Below are 23,498 nucleotides of genomic sequence, written 5' to 3'. Positions count from 1 at the left end.
CTTGGCTCTTTTTACTTTTTATTTAGCTCTTTACAACAACTTCTTCGCCTTCTCCAAATCCTCAGGCGTATCAATCCCTACTCCGACGAAATTGGTTTCTATCAGCTTGATTTTCATGCCATATTCAAGGTAACGGATGCATTCTATTTTTTCTGAAATTTCCAAAGGTTTCATTTCTAATTTTGAAAATTGAAGCAAAGCATGTTTTCTGAAAGCATAAACTCCGATGTGTTTAAAATAATCAACATCATAAGAAATTTCACGGTGAAAAGGAATCACAGAACGGCTGAAATACAAGGCAAAACCATTATTATCAGTTATCACTTTTACATTATTCGGGTTTTCAATTTCTTCTTTTTCGTGAAGTTTTATTTTGAGGGATGCTAAAGAAATTTCCTGATTGTCATCTTCTTTAAAAACCTGAATCAGTTGTTTTAAAGGTTCTAATTTTAAAAACGGTTCGTCTCCCTGAACATTGATCACAATATCACAATCAATGTTCTGCACAGCTTCTGCAATTCGGTCGCTTCCCGTTTCGTGTTGCCCGGTCATTACTGCTTTTCCGCCGTGATTTTGAATTTCATTAAAGATCAATTCAGAATCTGTTGCGACGAAAACTTCATCAAAAAGTCCGGTTTCTACAACATTTTGGTAGGTCGTTGTAATAACTGTTTTTTCACCCAAAATCTGCATCAGTTTTCCGGGAAAACGGCTGGCTTCATAGCGCGCAGGAATAACAGCGATAATTTTCATTTTATTAATTTCTTTTTTTCTAATTAATTTTGGTTGTTCAACGTCGAATCTCACGCAGCCCGACTTGAGCGGAGCTCTTTTTGCCGAAACATCGTGAAGGCAAAAAAGCGGGAGTGGAAGGCGGAAATAGCTGCCCAAACAATTCTATTCAAAATAGTGAATAGAAATAAAAATTGCCGAAGTACAAACCTTCGGCAATTTATGTGATTTTTCTTAAAGTTCAAATTCTACAATAAATTAAAAACTTATTTCAAATTATTTAAAGCATTCTCCAATTTCGGCATCATTACTTCAATTTCATTGATATCTAAGCCTCCAACAGAAGCTCTGAACCAAGGCTCAGATTGAGCTTCCCCAAATGCTGAGAAAGGAACTAAAGCAACTCCTGCATCATTGATTAAATAGAAAACTAAGTCTGAAGAATTCTCAATTACCGTTCCGTCAGGTTTTGTTTTTCCGATGTAATCCAATTTGATGGTCAGATACAGTGCTCCCATCGGTTCGATGCTTTCTACTGCCAAACCTTTAGCTTTTAAATCCTGAATTCCGTTGTGAAGAACTTTTAAACTTGCTTCTAATTTTCCTTTAAAATCATTGATAAATGTGTTTACATTATCAGCATTCTGGAAATATTTTGCCGTTGCTTCCTGCTCCGGTTTTGGTGCCCAAGCTCCCACGTGAGTCAATAAAGCTTTCATCTTGTCAATTACATGAGAAGGACCAAATCCCCATCCTACACGAACTCCAGTCGCTGCAAGACATTTTGAAATACCGTCAATATAAATTGTAAATTCTCTCATTTCAGGGAAAAGTGAAACGGGATCAACGTGTTTTGCGCCAAAAGTAAGATTAGAATAAATTTGGTCATACATTACGTATAACGGCTTTTCGTCTGCTCCTCTTCTCTTGTTTTCTTCTAAAACAAGCTGACAGATTTCTGAAAGTTGTTCTTCCGTAAACATCGTTCCTGTAGGATTCAACGGAGAACAAAGTGCCAACAAGGAAGCTCCACTTAAATGTGGTTTAAGCTCTTCTGCAGTCGGTAAAAAGTTATTTTCGGGAGTTGTTTTTACCTCGATAGCTTCTGCTGAAGTAAGATATGTGTAATGGTTGTTGTTCCAAGATGGTGTAGGATAAATCACTTTATCACCTTCGTCAACAATTACTTTATAAACAGCGTAAATCAAGGGTCTTGAACCTGCTGTAATTAAAATATCATTCGCATCATAATCAAGGTTCCATCTTCTTTTAAGATCATTAGAAACTTCCTTTCTTAAAGATAAAAGTCCGTTTGCAGGCGGATAATTTGTTAAATTATTCTGATACGCTTTCTGAATTTCTTCTTTCAACTCTGCCGGAATCGGATACAGGTTAGAATTCAGGTCGCCAATGGTAAGGTTGGCTATTTCTGCTCCTTTTGCCTTTAAATCATTTACTTCATTACCAATTTTTACAATTTCAGAACCGATCAGGTTCGCCGCTAATTTTGAAACTTTCACTTTTTTACTTTTTAGGTATTATATTTCAGGTTGCAGGGATTAGGTTTAGCTACTAATTATTGATCATTATGCTTGATTTTAACGCAAAGTTTGCAAAGCTTTTTTAACAGCTAACTGTTTTTAAGTTCTCAAAGGCGTTTGACTGCGTCGAATCTTCGATTTCACTCAGCAAAGAAAACAAAGTTTTCAATTATGATAAAGATTATTACAACTAGTAAAACTATTAACTAAAATCTAATTCCTGCTACCATATTTAATTTAACTGAATATCTTTTCTTACTTCTTCTATTTTTGTTCTAAAGATTTTAATGTTGCTTTAAAATCTTCTTTTGAGTTTAAATTTTGTTTTACAGAAACATAAAATTTGATTTTCGGCTCTGTTCCTGAAGGTCTTACACAAACTTTTGTTCCATCTTGTGTGTAATAAATTAACACGTTTGATTTTGGAATATCATCCATTACATGTTTCTTGTTTCCAGAAACTACAAAATTCGTTTGCTCTTTAAAATCTTTCACTTCTTCTACAGGCGAACCAGCCAATGATTTTGGAGGATTTTCACGGAAATTTTTCATCATATTCTGAATTTCCTCCGCTCCGTCTCTACCTTTTTTAACGATATTAATCAAACCTTCATAATACATTCCGGTTTCTTGGTAAATCTCGATCAGGTATTCGTACATCGTTCTTCCGTTGGCTTTGCACCAAGCTGCAATTTCGCAGGCTAGAACAATACTTCCACAAGAATCTTTATCACGAACGAAATCTCCGGTCATGAAACCGAAACTTTCTTCACCACCACAAATAAATTTTTCCTGACCTTCAAAATCACGGATCATTTTTCCGATCCATTTGAAACCTGTCAGTCCAACTTTGCAATCAACACCAAATTTTTTGGCAATATCAAAGAAAATATCTGAAGTAACAATTGTAGAACCGATAAATTCTTTCCCAGTAATTTTATTTTGCTTTTTTAATTGGTCTAAAATATAATACGTTAAAATTGTATTACATTGATTTCCATTCAGTAACTGAATTTCACCTTCCAGATTTCTCACGGCAATTCCCAATCTGTCTCCATCAGGATCAGTACCGATGACGATGTCTGCGTTGGTGATTTTAGCTAAATCCATTGCCATTTCCAAAGCTGCCGGTTCTTCCGGATTCGGAGAATCTACCGTTGGGAAATTTCCGCTTGGAATCATTTGTTCTTTAACCAAATCAACCTTTTTGAAACCTGCTTTTTCCAAAGCTTTCGGAACTGTAGTATAAGTTGTTCCGTGAATTGACGTGAAAACAATATTCAAATTTCCTTTTCCAACATCTTGGTAAGTAGAGTTTTCGATACAGGCATCGATGTAAACATCATCCTGCTCCTCTCCGATCCATTCGATCAGATCATCATTTCCATCAAATTTAATTTCTTCAAATTTTACAGAATATACTTCATTGATAATCGCTTCGTCATGTGGCGGAACAATTTGCGCTCCGTCATTCCAATATACTTTATACCCGTTGTATTCTGGCGGATTGTGAGAAGCTGTCAATACAATTCCTCCATTACATTTTTTATCACGAACGGTGAAAGATAATTCAGGAGTCGGTCTGTGATCTTTAAAAAGAAGAACTTTAATTCCGTTTGCCGTTAAAACATCAGCAACTAATTTTCCAAATTCTTTTGAGTTGTGACGCACGTCATAAGCAATGGCAACCTTGATTTCCTCACCTGGAAATTGCTGTAACATATAATTCGCAAGTCCCTGTGTTGCTTGACCTAACGTATACTTATTTAAACGGTTGGTTCCAACACCCATAATTCCACGCATTCCTCCCGTTCCGAACTCTAATTCTCTGTAAAAAGAATCTTCCAAGTCTGGAGAATTGCTGTCGATTAAAGTTTGAACAGCATCTTTTGTTTCTTTATCAAATGTATCACTTAACCAAAGTTGTGCTTTTTCTAATGTTGTCATATTTGTATTTCGTTCTTTATAGTTTGATTTTATTCTTCAATTATTGCCATAGATTTTCAATTCAACAAAAATAATTACTACAATTTTTTATTTTCAACTCTCGTTGTTTTTTCCACCTTAAAAGCTCTGATCGGATCATTATAATACAAAAATTTAGCTGTATTCTGAATGTTTCCTTTTAATGAATCTTTCACGTTAACTTCTGCATAATTTCCGTTTTTGGAATCTATGTTTAAATTAACAATTTTCCAGTATGGAGCAATCAAACTTGCCGTATCGGAGATCTTTATCACTGCATCTTTAGTTTCACCCAAAAAATTTGCACGGCTTCTGTTCAGCATTTCAACTTCTGCTCTTCTTGTGTTCACTGAACCCATAAAAGTAGCATTATTTTTTAAATTGAGTCTAAAATTATCGGTTTTAATTTCGCTCGAAATATTCATTTCAACAGAATCCGAAAGAGAAACTTTTTCCAGATTGTATTTGGAATAAATGGTGACATTGTAAAAATCTACCCCTTTTGTACCTCTGCTTTCTTTGATAGAAAGTGTTTTGTCATCAACGTCAATATCCAGATTATCAGCAATATTCGGATATGTTTCTATTTCAACAAAATTTTTCGGACCACGTGCATAAAACACACGGAATTTTCCGTCTAAATCTAAATTGACAAATTCTTCGACATCAATATCCTTTTTCTCAAGATTTCCTTTCGGGGAAATTTTTCCGCAAGAAACCATTATAAGAACAATTATAAATTGAAAACTTCTTTTAAGCATGTATCATTACATTTAATAGTGTATAAACTAGGATTACCATAATTATTAAGGCTATAATTAGCGGTTTCCAAAGAGTCTTTTTAGGATATTGATCTTCATTTGGAAAGTATTTTGGTACAAAATAGAAAGATAGAATTCCGCCACCAAATAGTCCAAAAATATAAGCTAAAGACCCACTAGGACTTTCTAAAACATTTATAATTATTATGCTCAAGATAGCTAATAGCATTGATATAGCTAACACAAAATATGCCTCTTTTTTCTTTTCAATAGTAATTAAATTAAAAAAAAGCAACACTCCTCCGAAAATGACAGACATAAAAATTGAAAATCCTAAAATTGAATTTTTGGAATATATTTTTGGGAGATTGTTTTCCATTTTATATCACTTCGTCAATATTATAATTCTTGTGCTCTCTATTCGTTCTGATAATCATTTCGCCCAAAAATCCTGCAATAAAAAGCAAGGTTCCCATCAACATCATCGTTAATGCAATAAAAAACCAAGGATTATTGGTAATTAAATGTCCGTAAATTCCTCTTGCAACATCAATCAGTTTTGAAACGCCCAACCAAAATGCTGAGAGAAAACCTACGATGAACATCAAAGTTCCTACTGCGCCAAAGAAATGCATAGGTCTTCCACCAAAACGACTTACAAACCAAAGCGTTACCAAATCTAAAAATCCACGAACGAATCTTTCAGTTCCAAATTTTGATGTTCCGTAAGGTCTTGCCTGGTGCGGAACTTCTTTTTCCGTAATTCTTCTAAAACCAGCATTGGCAGCTAAAACCGGAATATATCGGTGCATATCTCCGTACACATCGATTGATTTTACGACCTGTTTTTTATATGCTTTGAGACCACAATTGAAATCATGCAAATACACTCCGGAAACTTTTCTAGCAGCTGCATTGAATAATTTTGAAGGTACATTTTTGGTCATTACATTATCAAAACGTTTCTTTTTCCAGCCGGAAACGATGTCGTAATTATCTTCAATCACCATTCTGTAGAGCTCAGGAATTTCTTCGGGAAAATCTTGCAAATCGGCATCCATTGTAATGATCACATCACCGTTTGTTCTTTCAAAAGCAGCGTGTAAAGCCTGAGATTTCCCGTAATTTTTGGAAAATTTTATTCCGTGGATCTGTGGATGCTGCACTTTTAAATTCTCAATAATGCTCCACGATAAATCTGTGCTTCCGTCGTCGATGAACCAAACTTCATATGATAAGTTGCTGGTTTTGCAAACATTATCGATTCTTGTAAAAAGCTCTTCGAGAGATTCTTCTTCGTTAAGCAACGGAATAACTATAGATAAATTCATTTAATTTCAATAAAAAATTATTCTTCAATGATTTCTTCAGGCATTGTTTTCTTTCTGAAAAATGCCCCGAAAAATACTGACAAAACTACGTAAAATATAAGAATTGCTGCAAAATATCCTGAAAAATGACTTGCTGTCAACATATCTTTTCCCTTAACTGTTTTAGGGTCAAATCTCTGAAGACCTTCCTTGTATTTTTGCTCTAGTTCATCGATGTCTTTTTGATGTTTCAAAATCTTTTTTGCAGACAGATATTCTTTATCCAATTCTGATTTTTGTCTTTGGACATACTGATAATTCAAAAGGTCTTTTGCATCTCTATCAATGAAATTTAAGAATGAAAAAATGCTTACAATTGATAAAATTCCACCAACAAACATTGGAACAAAAGCTCTTTTAAAAGCTTCTCTAAAACCCATTCTGTGGGTATTCCAACGAGATTTTACAGACCAAAAAGCTGTGAGTGCATAAAAAATGGGTAACACGAAAGCATTGACTTTCAATGAAGTATCAAAATACTCAACGCCTGAGAAGAGGAAATAAACTACAAAAAAGATCAACATTGTAGCAGCATAAAGCAAAATTCCTAAGATTACTGGACTTTTCGTCATAATTCTAATTTTTAGAAAATTTCTTAAAAAATATTACTCTAAATTTCAGCGGTTTAGCTGTGATAAAGGGGTTTTCTAAGATTTTTTCTTTAATAATATTTTTAAGTTTACAATTAATTCCTATCTTTGCAACGGCAAGTCCTAAACAACCAGCTCCTAAGAACCCTCCAGGGTGGGAACGCAGCAAAGGTAATTGGTTGAGCGGTGTGATTTAGGTAGCTTGCCATTTTTTTATTTTTAAAATTAAGAGATTAAGATGATTTTATTTAAATTACTTAATCTCTTAATTTTTTGTTATATATCGAAACTTTCGCCCAATTTTGGAAGAATCAATTCAACATTTTTATCACTAAAATTTTTCACAGCATTCTCATGATCAATCTCAATTGCCGGGAAAGTATCAAAATGACATCCGATTACTTTTGGAGTTTTCAATAATTCTGATGCTGCAAAAGCCGCTTTTCTTGAACACATCGTGTAATGACCACCAATCGGAAGGATTGAAAGATCTAAATGACCATACAATGCAGGAAATAACTGCATATCTGCCATTACTCCGGTATCACCAGCCAAATACACGTTTTTACCTTCAGGAAGCCTGAAAATATATCCTGCAGGAACTCCACCATAACTTCCGTCAGGGAATGAACTTGTATGATGAGCCGGAACCATAGAGATTTTCAAATCACCGATTTTCGCTGATCCACCTAAATTTACATCATCTTTATTTTGAGCATCTTTGAAGTATGCACAGATTTCTGGCTGGCCAATAATGGTAGCTTCAGGATAGTGTTGCAAAACCTCTCCGACGTCAGCAATGTGATCACCGTGGGCATGAGTGATCAAAATATAATCGATTTTCTGAGCCGAAATATCAAATCCTGATTCTGCTTTTTTGTAATTGTAAAAAGGATCACAAAGAATTGTTATTTCTTTGTAAGTGAACAAGAAACAGTTTTGTCCTAAGTATTGTATTTTCATTTTTTAATTTATTTTATTAAACTCTAATTACACAAATTTTCTCATGAATAGCACTACTAAAACAGTGCATTTGTTAAGAAAAATACAAGTTTATTAACTAAAAAAGTTAAGTCCGAAAGCGGTAAGAACGGCCATTATAAATGTGATAATCCCGACTTGCTTTAAGAAAGGGTCAAGTTCTTTAGGCTCTTTCACTTCCATTATTTTTCTTCTCAGTTTTGCAAGAGGCAATAGAAGAATCATCACGATGAAAACATAATATTGCTTAGATTGAATGAAACCGTTCATTGCTAAAAAAATTAGGATCAAAATCAAAGGAAACTGCAACAAAACCATTTCGTAAATCATTGCATTTCTAAAGCCCATTCTCAATGCAAGACTGTTTTTACCCGATAATCTGTCGCTTTCAATATCACGCATATTATTCAGGTTTAAAACCGCCATACTCATCATTCCTACAGCGGCTCCCGGTAAAAGCATATCCCAGCTGAATGTTTTGGTGAAAAGAAAATAACTTCCGCAAACCGATACCAAACCAAAGAAAATGAAAACAAAAACGTCTCCCAATCCCATATAACCATAAGGTTTTTTGCCAACCGTGTAACCAATTGCCGCCAAAATACTCGCCACACCCAAACCAATGAAGATGTAAAACTCATTCATAAAATCTGGAATGAAAGCCAAATATAAAAGCGCAACCGTCGCTACAAAAGATAAAACAGAAAATAGAATAACTGCATTTTTCATCTGCTTTGCCGTAATTTTTCCGGAGGCTACTGCTCTTGCTTCTGCCTCGCCTATTCTTTTTGCATCGGTACCTTTCACACCATCGCCATAATCATTGGCATAGTTTGATAAAACCTGATACAATAGCGTCACTAAAAGTGCCAATGCAAAGATTTTCCAGTCCCAGGTGCCGCCTTCGCCCCAAAGTCTCCATTTTGCGATGAATGACCCCATGATAATTCCGCTCAGAGAGAGCGGTAATGTTCTAAGCCTTGCAGCTTTTATCCAATCTGACATTAAATTTTATTTAATTATTCTTAGAATTTTCAATTTTGTAGATACAGTAATTCAGCAGTTTTTTGAGTTTTAAATAGTTTAAAGCTGCTATTTTAAAGCGTCCTGCGGAGGTATAAAAAGTGATTGTTCCTAAGTTTGTTTTCCGTTGCCAAAAATACTGAGAAATTTTCACAGTTTGAAGTTTTTCGACCTCAAAAGTTCGGTTATCGATGTCCCAAATTCCTGATTTTAGTCTGATAAATTTTTCGTTGTAAAATAATTTTAAATTTAGAAACGAAATCAAAATTAACAATTCCACTAAAACAATGTAAATGACCACTAAAAACCAGTAGTTTATCCATATTTCCTTCTCAATAATGAAAATTAATAGTAGAGGAATCACAATCCACTGGAAAGTATTGACAATAATTAATCTGAAATTAGGTTTCAAATAATTTTTGAAAACTGGATTCTCATTCCAAATCGCTGAGATCAATTTTATTTTTTCATGATCATTAATTCCCGGAACAGCTGCTACATTTTTTTCATCCTCTTCTTCATTCTTACCAATCTGAAGAAATTTCACATAAGAAATCTTCATTTTCTTCTGAATCCAGTTTTGTGTTTCGGTGACTACCTGCACTTTCGATTTGTTGACAATCGAATTTCGGGTATTAAACAACCCGTATTCAAAGGAAAAACTCTGATTGTTTTCAGTAATTTTAAAATTGAAGAATTTAATTAATGTACGAACCGTGTTAATTAGAATTCCGACAATGATCACAACCAGCACAATTCCCAAAATAACAGGAATTGAAAATGCTAAAAACTGAGATTCTACGGTATCATAGTTTAAATCTGTATCAAATTCTGCTTTTCTAAGCAAGTTGGTAAGTTCAGAAAAGCCATAAATTATTAAACTTAGCAGCGCAAAAAAACTTTGAATATAATTTGCGGTAATTCCGTATTTTAAAATACTGAGCGTTGAAATATTAATTGAACGAAGTTCTTGAGTCTCTTCTTTATCTAAAGCTTCATCAAGGTGTTCGGTACTGTTTTCTGTTTTCTTCTCCGTTAAAAGATATTTCTTAAGATCAAGGGCATTTTGTTTTGTCAATGCTGAAATCTTCACTTCTTTTTCAGAACTTCCTGGCGTGTCAATTTCAAGTTTATAAATATTAAAAAAGCGATGAATAAAAGGTTGCGAAATATTGACTTCTTGAATATTTTCTCTTTTAATTTTAGTTACTGAAGTATTGATAATCCCTTCATGAATAACAAATTCTTCATTTTCTTTGTCAATGTAATATTTGAAATGATAGTATTGTAAAACAGCAGAAACAATCAAGATTGTTAGTAAAGCGATAATGGTAAGAATAATGATCCAAAGTTCTATTTTTTCTTTTCTTACAAAAAAAGGATAACGAAAACCCACAGATTTTTAATCACCATTCCGATATTGTATAGAAAAAGCAGAGCAATCCCCGTTTTAGACTGTCTTTGAGGCCGAAAAAAAGAGTTAAGCTTCTCTTCCATTTTCTATATTTTCCTTAGAAATACTTCTTCTGATGTGATTGTTAATTCCTTCCGCAATATCTACTGGCAGACCGTTGATGGTAATATCACCACCACTTACTCCAGCTGTGAATACAGAAACTGATTTTAAATTTAATGTTTTAGAAAACCAACCCTGCTCTACTTTGATGTGCTGAATTCTGCTAAAAGGGACAATGATAATACTTCGTTTCAGCCAACCGTATTGGTAGACCAAATCCTTTTCACGAACTGCATATTTTCTGAATTTAAAACCAATGATTATGCTCAAAAAAAGAAAAACAATTATTAGGAAAATACCGATAACAATCGTCCAAACTTGTAATATTGTCAAATTAAAATAGAAGAAGTAAAAAGCTATAGAAACTGCTCCGACTAAAAAAACAGAGAATAAAGTGAGATTCAATAAAATAATCTTGAGATATTCTGGCGAGACTGCTGTCAGTTTTAAATCACTAAAATCAGGAATTTCAAGGTCGAAAATCTGAGGGTTTTGAAAGTTTTGTTCCATTTAATTTAAATATTGAAGCTCAGGTTTTCTAACAGTGCATCCTTAATTAAATTAAAGATGCACCATTTAAATCTGTTGTAAGAACCTCGCTCATGTAATCAAAAAAGGACGCATTGCTAGAAAAGTGGCAATGGCTTCTTTTTGAAAATTGTCAGAAAAAACCTCTTGATCAGAAAATTGTCTCATGACAACAAATTGTTTTTTCTTGATCAGATTAATAGCAGGATGATTTTTATCAAAACCTTTCGGAGCGATTTTCGCACCTTCTTCACCTTGTAATTCGCCGAAGTATTCTACAAAAATTTTATCCAACATAATTTTTCTGATTTCAGTATCACTGGTCTCAAGCTCCTTTCGAATTCTAAGCAAATCTTCCGAGTTTGGACTCCAAAAACCACCTCCAACAAAACTGTTATTTGGTTCTAAATGAATATAATAACCACCTCTAAGCATTGGTTTTTTCCGAGATATTCCTGCACCAAAATTGGTTTTATAAGGCGTTTTGTCTTTGGAAAAGCGTACATCTTTATAAATTCTGAAAATATGAATCTTTCCTAAACTATCATATTCTTCAAGCTGAGAATAAATTTGATTAAAAAAAATTTTATTTTCCTTTATAATTGAATCATATTCTGATTTGTGCTCAGAAAACCAAACACGGTCGTTGTTTTTCTCTATCTGTTTGAGAAATTCAAATCCTTTTTTCAATATGAGCATATTATTATTTAAGAAATCCACTGATCTTTTCCGAAATCCGGTTTTCTCTTTTCCAGGAAGGCATTTCTACCTTCTTTTGCTTCTTCTGTCATGTACGCCAAACGGGTTGCTTCTCCTGCAAATACCTGCTGACCAACCATTCCGTCGTCGGTAAGGTTCATTGCAAATTTCAGCATTCTGATAGAAGTCGGAGATTTAGCTAAAATTTCCTGAGCCCATTCGTAAGCAGTATCTTCCAGTTCGTCATGAGGAATTACGGCATTCACCATTCCCATATCGAAAGCTTCCTGAGCAGAATAATTTCTTCCTAAAAAGAAAATTTCACGTGCTTTTTTTTGTCCTACCATTTTAGCCAAATACGCTGAACCGTAACCGCCGTCAAAGCTCGTCACATCAGCATCAGTTTGTTTGAAAATAGCATGTTCTTTACTCGCTAAAGTCAAATCACAAACCACATGAAGCGAGTGACCACCACCTACAGCCCAACCTGGAACTACTGCAATCACAGCTTTTGGCATAAAACGGATCAAACGCTGAACTTCAAGAATATTCAAACGATGCCTTCCGTCTTCCCCAACATAACCTTGTTGACCTCTTGCTTTTTGATCTCCTCCACTGCAAAACGCCCATACTCTATCTTTCGAACTTGGCCCTTCTCCTGAAAGCAAAACAACACCAATAGAAGGATCTTCTGAGGCATCATAAAAAGCATCATACAATTCTGAAGTTGTTTTGGGTCTGAAAGCATTACGGATTTCCGGTCTGTTGAAGGCAATTCTTGCCACGCCGTTGCTTTTTTTATAAGTAATATCTTCGTATTCCTTTACGGTTTTCCACTCGATCATTCTGTAAAAATTTTTCTCAAATATACGTAATTAGAGAGAGATTTCAGATTGATTTTGAAGATAATGACGCAATATTTAAACTAAACTGATTGATCATTTTTAAGAAATCAAAACTGAAATACACATAAAAAAACCGAAACAAAATGCTTCGGTTTTATATGAATTCAAATGAATGAATATTATTTTGGCTGTTTAGCCTGAAGTGCAGCTTCTTTAGCTTTCATTTCTGCAGCTTTTGCCTGATTTTTTGTAATAACATAGATTTCTCTCAAAGTAGTAATGGCATCCATATTTTCTGGATTTGTCTGATGCCATTTTTCAGCATAAGGCAAGGCTTTGTTGAATCTTTCCTTTCTTGCCTCAATTAATGTTGTAGCCTTATCCGGATCTGACTTTCTCAACGCATTAATACTTTCAACCGCCTTTGCATCATCACCAAGTGATGTATATACTAAATTCTGATATGAATTGTTAAGCAACGCCGCGTTAGTTCCCGCAAGTTCAATTGCTTTTTGAAACGAAGCAATTGCATCAGCTTCAGTCGCAGGAGTTTTCGCCTGCAAAACTCCTAAATTATACCAATTGGTAGCATCATTAGGATTTTTGGCTAATTGTTCTTTCAGATTTGTTAAGAATTTGTCTGTGTTTCCAGTAGCATACAATGCAGAACCTTGATATTCTTTCAATTTAGCATTATTCGGAAATTTAGCCAAACCTTTTTCAATTAAAGCTAAAGCTTCATCATTCTTTTTAGCATTTAAAAGCAATGTTGATAAAGTTTCATACAAATCCGATTCTACACTTTTTGTCTGTTCAGATTTGAAATCCGAATAATCTTTTGACGAGGCTTTTTTCAATAATTCCCAAGTATTTTTATCATACGTCGCAACCTGACCAGTCTTGTTATCTTTCGCTGTGTATTGAGTTTGAACACCCGTATATCCTGAATTTAGTAAATCAGTATAAATTTTTATTGATTCATCTACATTATTTGCAAGAGCATAGCTTAATCCTGCGTAATACATATAGATTTTATCGTCCTGACCATTAGCTTTCATTAAGTCATAAACTTCTAAAAACTTTGGTGCGGCTACAGAATAATTCTTAGCCTGATAAGCATCCATTGCTGCTTTATTAGAAGCTTGCAATTGCGCATTAACATCTGGCTTCTCCTGCTTTTGTCCGAAAACAAATGCTGATGAAATGATCGCTATACCTAAAATTAGCTTTTTCATAATAATAACAATTTTATTTTTATTTTAATTATTCTTCAGAAGCGGTATCTTCAGTTGTATCTTCTGAGCTTTCGTTTTCTGAATTGTTTTCTATTTCCGGAGCGTTACCTTCTTCTGTAGGAAGAACTATTCCTTCTTCGCCTTCTAAAAGTTCCTCTTCTTCCACAACGTCTTTATCCATTTCTACTTTGGCGATGGCTGCAATTTCGTCATTCTTTTTCAGATTGATCATTTTTACGCCCTGAGTATTTCTACCCATCACACGCATCTCATTCATATTCATTCTGATCGCAACACCAGATTTATTGATAATCATCAATCCATCGTCATCTGTTACATTCTGAATTGCAATAAGATTACCTGTTTTTTCAGTGATATTAAGCGTGATAACACCTTTTCCACCTCTGTTGGTAATTCTGTAATCTTCAACAGCAGTTCTCTTTCCGTATCCTTTTTCAGATACTACAAGCACTGTGTCATTTTCGATGTCATTCACCACAATCATACCGATTGCCTCATCATTATCTTCCATGCTGATACCACGAACTCCAATAGATCCTCTACCCACTTCTCTCACTTTCGCTTCAGGGAAACGGATACATTTACCATTTTTAGTAGCAATCATGATTTCAGATGTACCATTTGTAAGGTATGCACCAAGCAACATGTCATTCTCTCTAATTTCAATTGCATTTACACCATTTACTCTTGGACGTGAATATGCTTCAAGAGAGGTTTTCTTAATTGTACCATTTTTGGTTACCATTAATACGCTCATTTGATTTACATATTCAGAATCTTTTAAGTTATTGGTTCTGATGTATGCTTTAATCTTATCATCTGGCTCAATGTTGATCAAGTTTTGTACCGCTCTTCCTTTTGCAGTTTTAGAACCTTCAGGAATTTCAAATACTCTTAACCAATAACACTTACCTTTTTCTGTAAAGAACAACATGTATTGGTGATTGGTTGCAGATACGATGTATTCTAAGAAATCTGAATCTCTCGTCGTCGCTGCTTTATTTCCTACACCACCTCTGCTCTGAATTTTGTATTCTGAAAGTAACGTTCTCTTCACATAACCTGCGTGAGAAATCGTAAGAACTACCGCTTCGTTCGGGATAATATCTTCAATAGACATTTCACCTCCTGAATAATCGATTTCTGTTCTTCTTTCGTCGCCGTATTTTTCTTTAATTTCAACCAATTCATCCTTAATGATCTGGAATCTTCTTGGTTCATTAGCCAAAATATCTTCCAAATTATTAATTTCTTTCATAATTGCTTCATACTCATCACGGATTTTGTCAAGCTCCATTCCTGTAAGACGAGCCAAACGAAGGTCTAGAATCGCCTGAGCCTGAAGTTCAGACAAATCAAATTCCTGAATAATTCCTTCTTTTGCAGCTTGTGGATTGGCACTGTGACGAATAATCGCAATCGCTTTATCTAAAGAATCCTGAGTTCCGATCACCTTCATGAAACCTTCAAGAATGTGTGCTCTTTCTCTTGCTTTTCTAAGCTCATACTCCGTTCTTCTTACGATGATAACGTGTCTGTGCTCAACAAAATGATGGATAATATCCTTTAAATTCAACTGCTCCGGTCTTCCGTGTACCAATGCAATATTATTAACACTGAAAGAAGTCTGAAGCGAAGTATATTTATATAATAAGTTAAGGACAACATTAGGAATCGCATCGTTTTTTAATTCATAAACAATACGCATCCCGTTTCTGTCTGATTCGTCTCTGATTTCGTAGATACCCGGAATTTTCTCATCCTTCACCAACTCAGCAGTTCTCGCAATCATTTCAGCTTTGTTAACCTGATAAGGAATCTCAGTTACAATAATTGCATTTCTGTTGTGAACTTCCTCAAAGCTTACTTTTGCTCTAAGAACGACCCTTCCTCTTCCGGTATGGAAAGCATCTCTTACACCGTCATAACCGTAGATAATTCCTCCTGTAGGAAAATCTGGAGCAACGATGTGCTGCATCAATTCATCAATAGTAATTTCTCTGTTATCGATGTATGCTGTAATTGCATCTACCGCTTCAGTTAAATTGTGAGGTGCCATATTGGTTGCCATACCTACTGCGATACCAGAAGTACCATTTACCAAAAGATTTGGGATTTTTGTAGGCATCACGCTTGGCTCCGTCAAGCTATCATCAAAGTTGTTTTGAAAGTCAACCGTTTCCTTGTCAAGGTCAGATAAAATTTCGTCTGAAATTTTCTTTAATCTTGCCTCGGTATAACGCATTGCTGCAGGCGGATCACCATCCATTGACCCAAAGTTACCCTGCCCATCTACTTGTGGATAGCGCAAACTCCATGTCTGAGCCATTCTTACCATAGCATCGTATACAGAAGAATCTCCGTGTGGGTGATATTTACCTAAAACATCCCCTACGATTCTTGCAGATTTTAAGTGTTTTCTATTTGAAAAAACGTTCAAACCATACATACCATAAAGTACTCTTCTATGAACAGGTTTCAAGCCATCTCTTACATCCGGTAAAGCTCTTGAAACAATAACGGACATTGAATAATCAATATAAGATGACTTCATTTCATCAACGATGTTGATAGGAATCAATCTTTCTCCTTCTCTTTGCATATATAACTTTTATTGTAATGATAATCAGATGTTTAAAAAACAACCTGAAAACTATTTATTTTGAATATTTAATAACGGGCTAATTTACGAAAATTTTACCGATTTTTGCGGAACTATTTATTCAAATAATCTTAAAAATTCTTAAAAATATGAGCGTATTGAGCATTACTTTCCATTGTACAAAAGACAATATCGAAGAATGGGAAAATTACGTGGATGACACCTTGGTTTTGATGACGGAAAATCTTTTGGATGTCGAAAAATATATCCTCTCTGAGGTACACAGCGACTTCATTGAAGACGGAAAAAACTATAATCTTCTTTTGATTTTCGATGATGAAGAAAAAAGAACTGAGTTTATGGAAAGCGAATTATTAAATATCTCTGAAAGAATCGAAAAAAAGTTCGGACAAGAAGTAATGATATTCAATACTTTTTTAAATCCTAAGAAAAAGAAAATCTAATTTATATTTTAGATAAAACCTTTTCAAGCTGATAAAATAATTAGGCTGTCCCATTTCTGAGACAGCCTAATTTTATAAATTAACCACAACAACCGGTCTGCTATGATAAACCCGGGGTTGTATGTATCTTTTGTGAGTATAATGTCTGTAAGGTCTCGCAGGTCTGTAATAGTGTTTCTTGTAATAATGCCTTGGAGCCTTATGAGACGCTACTCTTTTGTACTTCATCTTGTGATGGCCACGATGATGATTTTTGTACGAGTGAGGATGATGACGTTTTTGGGTAGGTTCTGCCTGATAAAATGCAACTGCAAAAATGACTAAGAACACTCCAATTACTTTTGATAACAACTTCATAATGATAAAAATTTCAAGTTAACTTCTCAAAAAATACAATGATAATGCCAAAAATTGAGAAAGATTACAATTGAATAACGGAAATGTTTCAAAAATAATATGTACAAATCTTTATGTAATGCTATTTTTTGACTAATCTCTGATTTCCTAATTCTATCATAGTGTTTTTAAGGGTCTAAAACTTTCACTCTCACTTTAAAAGTTGTAATTTTTTATCAATCATTGAAAAAAGCCCCAACGTGAGGCCCTATTATTTAATGTCTTCCTCTGTGATGACCTCTTTTTTTCATCTGACCGGGCGCATAATGTTTTGCACTCCCACCACCATAAATTTTCTTGGCGTGTCCTGGGGGTATTGGTCTTCGCCCATGATGATCATGAACAACACATGATACCAACATCATGCTCACCACACCGACCATACCGATTATTTTCACTAATCCTTTCATAACTTTCACTTTAAATTTTGTCCAATAAAGGGACTTACAATGATAATGCCAAAATTTAGGAGAAAGAAATCAGGTGGATTTAAATAATCAAATCAATGTAAAATACTACTTGTTTCTGTTGCTGGGATGTGCCTCTTTTAATTTTTCAACTTTTTTATCATGACCAGGCGGCATCGGTCTTTGACTTGGATGTGGAACACATGATGAAAAAAATCCAGCTAAAATTAGCATTGCGACTGTATTTTTAAGAAATTTCATAATCAAATTATTTTAAATTAATAATCTGAACCATACAATCAAAATGCCAAAAGACTACTCACCCAAACCAAAAAAAATAGTAAGATTTTAAAGTACAATCTCACTTCTTCTTTCAAGCATCACCAAATCTTTCCATTCACCGTGAAGCTTTCCTACTTTCTCACGGACACCAACCGTTCTGAAACCATTTTTTAAATGAAATTTGATAGACGCTTCATTTTCCGGAAAAATATTGGATTGTAGAGTCCAGAATCCGTGGTTTTCACTGTCAATAATAAGTTTTTTTAATAAAAGTGACCCTAAACCTTTCCCAACATAATTCTGATCAAAATAAATGCTTACCTCAGCGACCCCTTTAAAACATTCTCTTTTACTTACAGGCTTCAAAGCAGACCAACCAATCACCTCACTCTTTTCATTTTCCAAAACCCAGCGGCAGTCGTTGATAAAGCTTGTATTCCACACCTCAACATTCGGAAGTTCGGTATCGAAAGTAGCAATTCCGCCATCTATCCCCTGCTGAAAAATTTCCATCACACGGGTTTCGTCTTTTGGGAGCATTTCTCTTATTTCGTAGTTCATTTTTTTAATGATATTTTCTTTTATTTTTCTCTTAATTCTCGAATAATGCGTTTGCTTATCTTTTTCATCTTCAGAAATTACACTGATATTTCCATCGACTTCCAGAATCGAAAGTTTTACATTCTCTATCTTTTCTATTCCGTGTTCTCTGATGGATTCGTTCAATTCATCAAAACTAATTTTTACCTTTCGTAAAGCTACATGATCCACCACTCCGTCTTTTACTAAAATCACAGGATCTGCTTCCATAAAACTTGCAAATGTACGGCTTGAAAACATGAGTCTCTTTAGTATAAAATTGGCAGCAAACAAAACTAAAGCTGCAACAATTCCACCTTCCAAAGAGGTATTTTCACCTACCATCGCATTCTGCACAGCATTTGAAATTAAAAGCAGCAAAACAACATCTCCCGCATTCAGTTGTGAAAGCTGGTTTTTCCCAAATAGCCGAATAGCAATCACCATAAAAAGGAAAACGCAGAGGGAACGGACAACAACATCAAGAATAGGATTCACAGGTTGGAAAATTTAAAATCAAATGTATGCAATTACAGGAAATAAAAAAACTGCTTTTTCAAGCAGTTTAGGGAAATTGTATATAGTTTGTTTGATCAATTATTTCAATCTATCTGTGGGTAATATCAACCGTCACCGGCATAACATAAGATGAGGCAATCATGTTTTCATTAAGCTTTCTTGCATCAATTTTATACTGAAGATGGCTTAAAACATTTTCAATTTCTTTACTTACATTTTTGCAATCACCTTTTGAACGTACATTCACAATTTTCCCATTTTCAGCAACATCAAACTTCACCTCAGACTTTACAATACCTTCTTTATACTCAGAGTTTGTAAAATCAAACTGATCCATTAACAGGCTTCTGATTTCAGTGAATGCATCATTTTTATTCAACTGAACTTCCTGAATGGTATTGCTTGAAGTGGTCTGTGCTTTTACGTTACCTGCGATTGCTGTTAATCCTAATGCGAAAAGTGAAGCAACAAATATTTGGATTTTATTTTTCATAATCGTTTGATTTTAAATTAGATATTAAACTTGTTTTGAATTCTAAATCAAAGATATAAAAAAATATTCATACTAATTTCACATTGAGTTAACATTGAGTTAACATTAGAATGTAAAATATTGATGCTCAATTATTTAAATTTTAAAAATAATTGAATTGTTAACATTGGAGAGAAAAAAAGGCCAAAGACAGAATTTACAATTAAAATATATAATTCAAATTCAAGATGCTTTACTAAATTTAAAGATTGTGAGATACCAAAAGATAGTTATAGAAATTATATTGGTCAAAATATTCTCCAATTGAAAAAAACCAAAAATATTTCTCAGGATTAGTTCATTAATTAAATAACATACAATAATCTGAAACAAAATCATAACAATAAAAAACTGAATTTTCTTGAACTTAGATTTCAAGTATTGCAAAATATAAATACTGGTAATTGACAGTAAAAGGAAATAAATCATCCACCAAATTGATACTCTAAAAACTCCATAGCTAAAAGAATTTTCATTATCAACATTAATATATGTAAAGTCTTCATATCTGGAACTTGAATATGAAGCGAAGAAAATTTCTTTCGCAATTAGCACGGCGTTTAATAATATCAGAAAAATAAAATTGAAAATAATTAGTTTTTTCATATTCTATATAAAGTTTAAACTTATAAAAATAAAAAGAATCTGCTTTCGCAAATTCTTTTCTCTATCTTAATTGATTTATTTTTTTACATCTCCTTCTTCAAATACTTCCCTGTCAAACTCTTCTTCGATTTAATAATCTCTTCCGGAGTTCCTTTAGCAATAATCTCACCGCCATATTTTCCACCTTCAGGACCAACATCAATAATATGATCTGCCAGTTTGATCACATCCATATTATGTTCGATGATGATGAAAGAGTTTCCTAATTCTACCAACTTATTAATGGCATCCATCAGAATTTTCACGTCTTCAAAATGAAGTCCGGTTGTGGGTTCGTCAAGAATATATAAAGTATTTCCGGTTTGTCTTTTTGCTAATTCTGTTGCAAGTTTGATACGTTGCGCTTCACCTCCGGAAAGTGTGGTCGATTGCTGTCCCATCGTTATATAGCCCAAACCGACATCCTGCAAAGTTTTCACTCTTGCAAAAATCTTTGGAATTGGCTGGAAGAAATCTACAGCTTCATCAATCGTCATATCCAAAACATCAGAAATAGATTTTCCTTTGTAACGAACTTCCAGAGTTTCTCTGTTGAAACGTTTTCCGTTGCAGGTTTCGCAATGCACGTAAACATCAGGTAAGAAATTCATTTCAATGACTTTCAAACCGCCTCCCTGACAAGTTTCACACCTTCCGCCTTTTACGTTGAAAGAAAATCTTCCCGGTTTGTAACCACGGATTTTACTTTCAGGCAATTCAGAAAACAAGTTTCTGATATCGGTGAACATTCCTGTGTAGGTCGCAGGATTTGAACGTGGTGTTCTTCCGATCGGAGTCTGGTCAACATCTACGATTTTATCAATATTATCAAGACCTTCTATTTTCTTGTAAGGTAAAGGTTCCTGAACGGCTCTGTAAAAATGTTTGTTAAGAATAGGATACAAAGTTCCGTTGATCAGAGAAGATTTTCCGCTTCCTGAAATTCCTGTCACAACCACCAATTTTCCTAACGGAATCTCAAGGTTTACATTTTTAAGATTATTTCCTGTAGCACCTTTTAAAACGATACTTTTCCCGTTTCCTTCTCTTCTGACTTCTGGAATGGCAATTTTTCTTTTTCCGTTGATATAATCTGCAGTGATGGTATCTGCTTTCAATAAATCTTCCGGTTTTCCCTGCCAAAGAATTTCTCCACCGAATTTTCCGGCTCTCGGACCAATGTCCAAAACCTCATCGGCTTCCATAATCATATCTTTGTCGTGCTCTACTACCAACACAGAGTTTCCGATGTCACGAAGATTTTTTAATGATTTAATCAGTCTTTCGTTGTCTCTTTGGTGCAAACCAATACTTGGTTCGTCCAAAATATAAAGAACATTCACCAATTGAGAACCAATCTGTGTTGCGAGACGAATTCTCTGAGATTCTCCACCGGATAGGGTTTTTGAACTTCTGCTTAAACTTAAATATTCCAAACCGACATCCAATAAAAACTGAAGTCTGGTTTCGATTTCCTTTAAAATTTCATGAGCGATAATTGCGTGTTTCGGCGAAAATTTATCTTTTACATCTCTCAACCAATCTTTCAGATCTGATAAACTCAAACCATTGATCTCAGCGATATTTTTTCCGTCGATTTTAAAGCTTAAACTCCCCGGCTGAAGACGTGCTCCTTTACATTCAGGACAGGTTTCTTCGGTTGTAAAATGTCTTTCGAGCAAAACACCTTCATAAGACTCTTTTTCGTCAATGATTTCTTCCATAAAAGGAATCAAACCATCAAAACTGATCTTTATTTTTTTGGCAATTCCTGCATACTTCAGGTCTTTATTAAATTCTTTGTGACAACCGTTGTACATATAATCCAACGCTTCTGCAGGAATATCTTTAAACGGAGTCGTCAATCCCAACCCGAAAATTTCAAGAATATTTTTGATCTGCGCCAAAATCCATTTGTTCGATTTGATATCTTCCAAAGGCAATAAACCTCCCTGATTGATCGATAATTTCGGATTTTCAACAAAATAATCAGTGTTGATTTTTTTAATGGTTCCCAGACCTTTACAGCTTGGGCAGCTTCCTTTCGGAGAGTTGAAAGAAAAAGTATTCGGTTCGGGCAAAGCCAATGAATGACCGGTTTCGGCATCCATCAAATTTTTTGAGAAATATTCAATGTCTGTACTTCCCAGCTTTTGAATTCCGATTACGCCTTCCCCCATTTCCATGGCAGTTCTCAGTGATTTTTCCATTCTGGTTTCAGAGGCAGATTCACCGATGATCCAACGGTCGATGACGATGTCAATATCGTGGGTTTTGTAACGGTCGAGTTTTAAATCATACTCAATATCCTGCAATTCACCATCAATTCTCGCCTGTCCGTACCCTTTCTTAGCCATCTGAACAAAAAGTTCGTGATAATGACCTTTTCTTGAACGAACAACAGGCGCCATCAACATTAGCTTTTCGCCTTTGTAGTTTTCTTTAATTGTATCAAGAATCTGATCTTCGGTGTAGCTAACCAATTTCTTGCCTGTCGTTTGAGAATAGGCATCAGAAACTCTCGCAAACAATAAACGAAGGTAATCGTAGAGCTCAGTCACCGTTCCCACTGTAGAACGGGGATTTTTGTTGGTCGTTTTCTGCTCAATCGCAATTACGGGAGACAATCCTTCAATTTTATCAACATCGGGACGTTCCAAACCGCCTAAAAACTGACGTGCATAAGCAGAAAAAGTTTCTATGTAACGACGCTGACCTTCAGCAAAAATCGTATCAAAAGCCAATGACGATTTTCCGCTTCCGGAAAGTCCGGTGATTACCACCAGCTCATTACGCGGAATTTTGACATCAATGTTTTTAAGATTGTGTTCTCTGGCTCCGTAAACTTCTATATATTCTTTTGATTCACTCATAATTTGGGGTGACCTTACATGAAAATCACGATTGGCAAAAATACGGAATTTTATGGAATTTATTGAGTTAAAAATGGTCTCGATTTTAATTGGAATGCCACATAATTTTCATGAGTTTTAAATCTAAATCCTACCGTATCATTATCATTTATCTTAATCAATTTATTTAAAAATTTTCAAGAATTTTCACTATTTCTGTTCTCTTTTAATGAGTCCAAAACGTTTGTGATACTAATAATCTGTTGGTCATTATACCATTTTAGCGATAAACTGAAATTCTTCTTTACTGAAATTCCATTATCAAAAGTAATAATTAAAAAATATGTGAACATACATCTTTTTATTTCAAAATCTTTAAAATGAGTAACAGGCATTTCTACAAATGGACGTAT

At 34.5% G+C, this 23,498-nt stretch carries 18 protein-coding genes, 1 other RNA gene and 3 pseudogenes; 2 read left to right on the top strand and 20 right to left on the bottom strand.

Features of this window, described 5'->3' with window-relative positions; translation table 11 throughout:
- Positions 1-30: 30 nt before the first annotated feature.
- The 7 genes and pseudogenes from kdsB to EAG08_RS19725 all read right to left on the bottom strand — a co-directional run bounded on the left by kdsB (position 31) and on the right by EAG08_RS19725 (position 6,941).
- Positions 31-753: a 3-deoxy-manno-octulosonate cytidylyltransferase gene (gene kdsB / locus EAG08_RS19755; protein WP_129536942.1), complete on the bottom strand. Its 723-nt coding sequence runs from the start codon at positions 751-753 to the stop codon at positions 31-33.
- Between the two features lie 245 nt (positions 754-998).
- The gene (locus EAG08_RS19750) at positions 999-2,252 is read right to left on the bottom strand and encodes a pyridoxal phosphate-dependent aminotransferase (protein ID WP_129536941.1); all 1,254 of its coding nucleotides are present in this window, start codon (positions 2,250-2,252) and stop codon (positions 999-1,001) included.
- 253 nt (positions 2,253-2,505) lie between these two features.
- Positions 2,506-4,220: pseudogene (locus EAG08_RS19745) on the bottom strand (phospho-sugar mutase).
- 77 nt (positions 4,221-4,297) lie between these two features.
- Positions 4,298-4,960: a GIN domain-containing protein gene (locus EAG08_RS19740; protein WP_228446659.1), complete on the bottom strand. Its 663-nt coding sequence runs from the start codon at positions 4,958-4,960 to the stop codon at positions 4,298-4,300.
- A 31-nt stretch (positions 4,961-4,991) separates the two neighbouring features.
- Positions 4,992-5,378 carry a hypothetical protein gene (locus EAG08_RS19735; protein WP_129536938.1) on the bottom strand — a complete coding sequence of 129 codons (387 nt, stop codon included), beginning with the start codon at positions 5,376-5,378 and terminating at the stop codon, positions 4,992-4,994.
- Position 5,379: 1 nt separating this feature from the next.
- Positions 5,380-6,330 (bottom strand): glycosyltransferase family 2 protein, encoded by a 951-nt coding sequence (locus EAG08_RS19730; RefSeq protein WP_129536937.1) that lies wholly within the window; start codon positions 6,328-6,330, stop codon positions 5,380-5,382.
- Between the two features lie 17 nt (positions 6,331-6,347).
- The gene (locus EAG08_RS19725; RefSeq protein WP_129536936.1) at positions 6,348-6,941 is read right to left on the bottom strand and encodes a DUF4199 domain-containing protein; all 594 of its coding nucleotides are present in this window, start codon (positions 6,939-6,941) and stop codon (positions 6,348-6,350) included.
- Positions 6,942-7,073: 132 nt separating this feature from the next.
- On the opposite strand from EAG08_RS19725, the gene ffs reads away from it, so the two are divergent.
- Positions 7,074-7,170, top strand: an RNA gene (ffs, locus tag EAG08_RS19720) — signal recognition particle sRNA small type.
- 65 nt (positions 7,171-7,235) lie between these two features.
- Here ffs and EAG08_RS19715 read toward each other — a convergent pair.
- The 8 genes and pseudogenes from EAG08_RS19715 to gyrA form a co-directional block, all read right to left on the bottom strand.
- Positions 7,236-7,922: a metal-dependent hydrolase gene (locus tag EAG08_RS19715; protein WP_129536935.1), complete on the bottom strand. Its 687-nt coding sequence runs from the start codon at positions 7,920-7,922 to the stop codon at positions 7,236-7,238.
- Positions 7,923-8,015: 93 nt separating this feature from the next.
- The gene (gene menA / locus EAG08_RS19710; protein ID WP_129536934.1) at positions 8,016-8,945 is read right to left on the bottom strand and encodes a 1,4-dihydroxy-2-naphthoate octaprenyltransferase; all 930 of its coding nucleotides are present in this window, start codon (positions 8,943-8,945) and stop codon (positions 8,016-8,018) included.
- Positions 8,946-8,955: 10 nt separating this feature from the next.
- Positions 8,956-10,359 carry a PH domain-containing protein gene (locus EAG08_RS19705; protein WP_129536933.1) on the bottom strand — a complete coding sequence of 468 codons (1,404 nt, stop codon included), beginning with the start codon at positions 10,357-10,359 and terminating at the stop codon, positions 8,956-8,958.
- Positions 10,360-10,443: 84 nt separating this feature from the next.
- Complete coding sequence (locus tag EAG08_RS19700; RefSeq protein WP_129536932.1) at positions 10,444-10,989, bottom strand: PH domain-containing protein; 546 nt, start codon at positions 10,987-10,989, stop codon at positions 10,444-10,446.
- Between the two features lie 46 nt (positions 10,990-11,035).
- Positions 11,036-11,706 (bottom strand): annotated as a pseudogene (locus tag EAG08_RS19695) (DUF2461 domain-containing protein).
- Positions 11,707-11,714: 8 nt separating this feature from the next.
- Positions 11,715-12,551, bottom strand: coding sequence for a 1,4-dihydroxy-2-naphthoyl-CoA synthase (locus tag EAG08_RS19690; RefSeq protein ID WP_129536931.1), 837 nt, complete (start codon positions 12,549-12,551; stop codon positions 11,715-11,717).
- 179 nt (positions 12,552-12,730) lie between these two features.
- Positions 12,731-13,786, bottom strand: coding sequence for a tetratricopeptide repeat protein (locus EAG08_RS19685; RefSeq protein WP_129536930.1), 1,056 nt, complete (start codon positions 13,784-13,786; stop codon positions 12,731-12,733).
- 28 nt (positions 13,787-13,814) lie between these two features.
- Positions 13,815-16,409 carry a DNA gyrase subunit A gene (gene gyrA, locus EAG08_RS19680; RefSeq protein ID WP_129536929.1) on the bottom strand — a complete coding sequence of 865 codons (2,595 nt, stop codon included), beginning with the start codon at positions 16,407-16,409 and terminating at the stop codon, positions 13,815-13,817.
- Between the two features lie 149 nt (positions 16,410-16,558).
- Between gyrA and EAG08_RS19675 the strand changes: the two genes are divergently transcribed.
- A complete protein-coding gene (locus EAG08_RS19675) occupies positions 16,559-16,873 on the top strand; it encodes a DUF4286 family protein (protein ID WP_047444144.1) in 315 nt (104 codons plus the stop codon).
- Positions 16,874-17,484: 611 nt separating this feature from the next.
- On the opposite strand, the gene EAG08_RS19670 is transcribed toward EAG08_RS19675, so the two are convergent.
- From EAG08_RS19670 to uvrA, 5 genes and pseudogenes are all read right to left on the bottom strand, one after another.
- Positions 17,485-17,652, bottom strand: a complete 168-nt coding sequence (locus tag EAG08_RS19670) for a quinol oxidase subunit 4 (protein WP_228446658.1) — start codon at positions 17,650-17,652, stop codon at positions 17,485-17,487.
- Positions 17,653-18,024: 372 nt separating this feature from the next.
- Complete coding sequence (locus tag EAG08_RS23185) at positions 18,025-18,528, bottom strand: GNAT family N-acetyltransferase (RefSeq protein WP_410493344.1); 504 nt, start codon at positions 18,526-18,528, stop codon at positions 18,025-18,027.
- Positions 18,524-19,035: pseudogene (locus EAG08_RS23180) on the bottom strand (DUF421 domain-containing protein). Before EAG08_RS23180 ends, EAG08_RS23185 begins: the two are co-directional and overlap by 5 nt.
- A 109-nt stretch (positions 19,036-19,144) precedes the next feature.
- Complete coding sequence (locus EAG08_RS19660; protein ID WP_129536926.1) at positions 19,145-19,549, bottom strand: hypothetical protein; 405 nt, start codon at positions 19,547-19,549, stop codon at positions 19,145-19,147.
- Positions 19,550-20,277: 728 nt separating this feature from the next.
- The gene (uvrA, locus tag EAG08_RS19655) at positions 20,278-23,106 is read right to left on the bottom strand and encodes an excinuclease ABC subunit UvrA (protein WP_129536925.1); all 2,829 of its coding nucleotides are present in this window, start codon (positions 23,104-23,106) and stop codon (positions 20,278-20,280) included.
- Between the last annotated feature and the right edge of the window lie 392 nt (positions 23,107-23,498).

Origin of the sequence: Chryseobacterium sp. 3008163 (assembly GCF_003669035.1) — a bacterium.
Lineage (GTDB): Bacteria > Bacteroidota > Bacteroidia > Flavobacteriales > Weeksellaceae > Chryseobacterium.
Note: the sequence above shows the minus strand (reverse complement) of the source record. Positions and strands in the feature narration are given on the sequence as shown.

What these genes read in the sequence shown, in the direction of transcription:
- kdsB (WP_129536942.1), bottom strand. Translation starts at nt 753, where the DNA reads ATGAAAATTATCGCTGTTATTCCTGCGCGCTATGAAGCCAGCCGTTTT.
- EAG08_RS19740 (WP_228446659.1), bottom strand. Translation starts at nt 4,960, where the DNA reads ATGGTTTCTTGCGGAAAAATTTCCCCGAAAGGAAATCTTGAGAAAAAG.
- EAG08_RS19735 (WP_129536938.1), bottom strand. Translation starts at nt 5,378, where the DNA reads ATGGAAAACAATCTCCCAAAAATATATTCCAAAAATTCAATTTTAGGA.
- EAG08_RS19730 (WP_129536937.1), bottom strand. Translation starts at nt 6,330, where the DNA reads ATGAATTTATCTATAGTTATTCCGTTGCTTAACGAAGAAGAATCTCTC.
- EAG08_RS19725 (WP_129536936.1), bottom strand. Translation starts at nt 6,941, where the DNA reads ATGACGAAAAGTCCAGTAATCTTAGGAATTTTGCTTTATGCTGCTACA.
- EAG08_RS19715 (WP_129536935.1), bottom strand. Translation starts at nt 7,922, where the DNA reads ATGAAAATACAATACTTAGGACAAAACTGTTTCTTGTTCACTTACAAA.
- menA (WP_129536934.1), bottom strand. Translation starts at nt 8,945, where the DNA reads ATGTCAGATTGGATAAAAGCTGCAAGGCTTAGAACATTACCGCTCTCT.
- EAG08_RS19700 (WP_129536932.1), bottom strand. Translation starts at nt 10,989, where the DNA reads ATGGAACAAAACTTTCAAAACCCTCAGATTTTCGACCTTGAAATTCCT.
- EAG08_RS19690 (WP_129536931.1), bottom strand. Translation starts at nt 12,551, where the DNA reads ATGATCGAGTGGAAAACCGTAAAGGAATACGAAGATATTACTTATAAA.
- EAG08_RS19685 (WP_129536930.1), bottom strand. Translation starts at nt 13,786, where the DNA reads ATGAAAAAGCTAATTTTAGGTATAGCGATCATTTCATCAGCATTTGTT.
- gyrA (WP_129536929.1), bottom strand. Translation starts at nt 16,409, where the DNA reads ATGCAAAGAGAAGGAGAAAGATTGATTCCTATCAACATCGTTGATGAA.
- EAG08_RS19675 (WP_047444144.1), top strand. Translation starts at nt 16,559, where the DNA reads ATGAGCGTATTGAGCATTACTTTCCATTGTACAAAAGACAATATCGAA.
- EAG08_RS19670 (WP_228446658.1), bottom strand. Translation starts at nt 17,652, where the DNA reads ATGGTCGGTGTGGTGAGCATGATGTTGGTATCATGTGTTGTTCATGAT.
- EAG08_RS19660 (WP_129536926.1), bottom strand. Translation starts at nt 19,549, where the DNA reads ATGAAAAATAAAATCCAAATATTTGTTGCTTCACTTTTCGCATTAGGA.
- uvrA (WP_129536925.1), bottom strand. Translation starts at nt 23,106, where the DNA reads ATGAGTGAATCAAAAGAATATATAGAAGTTTACGGAGCCAGAGAACAC.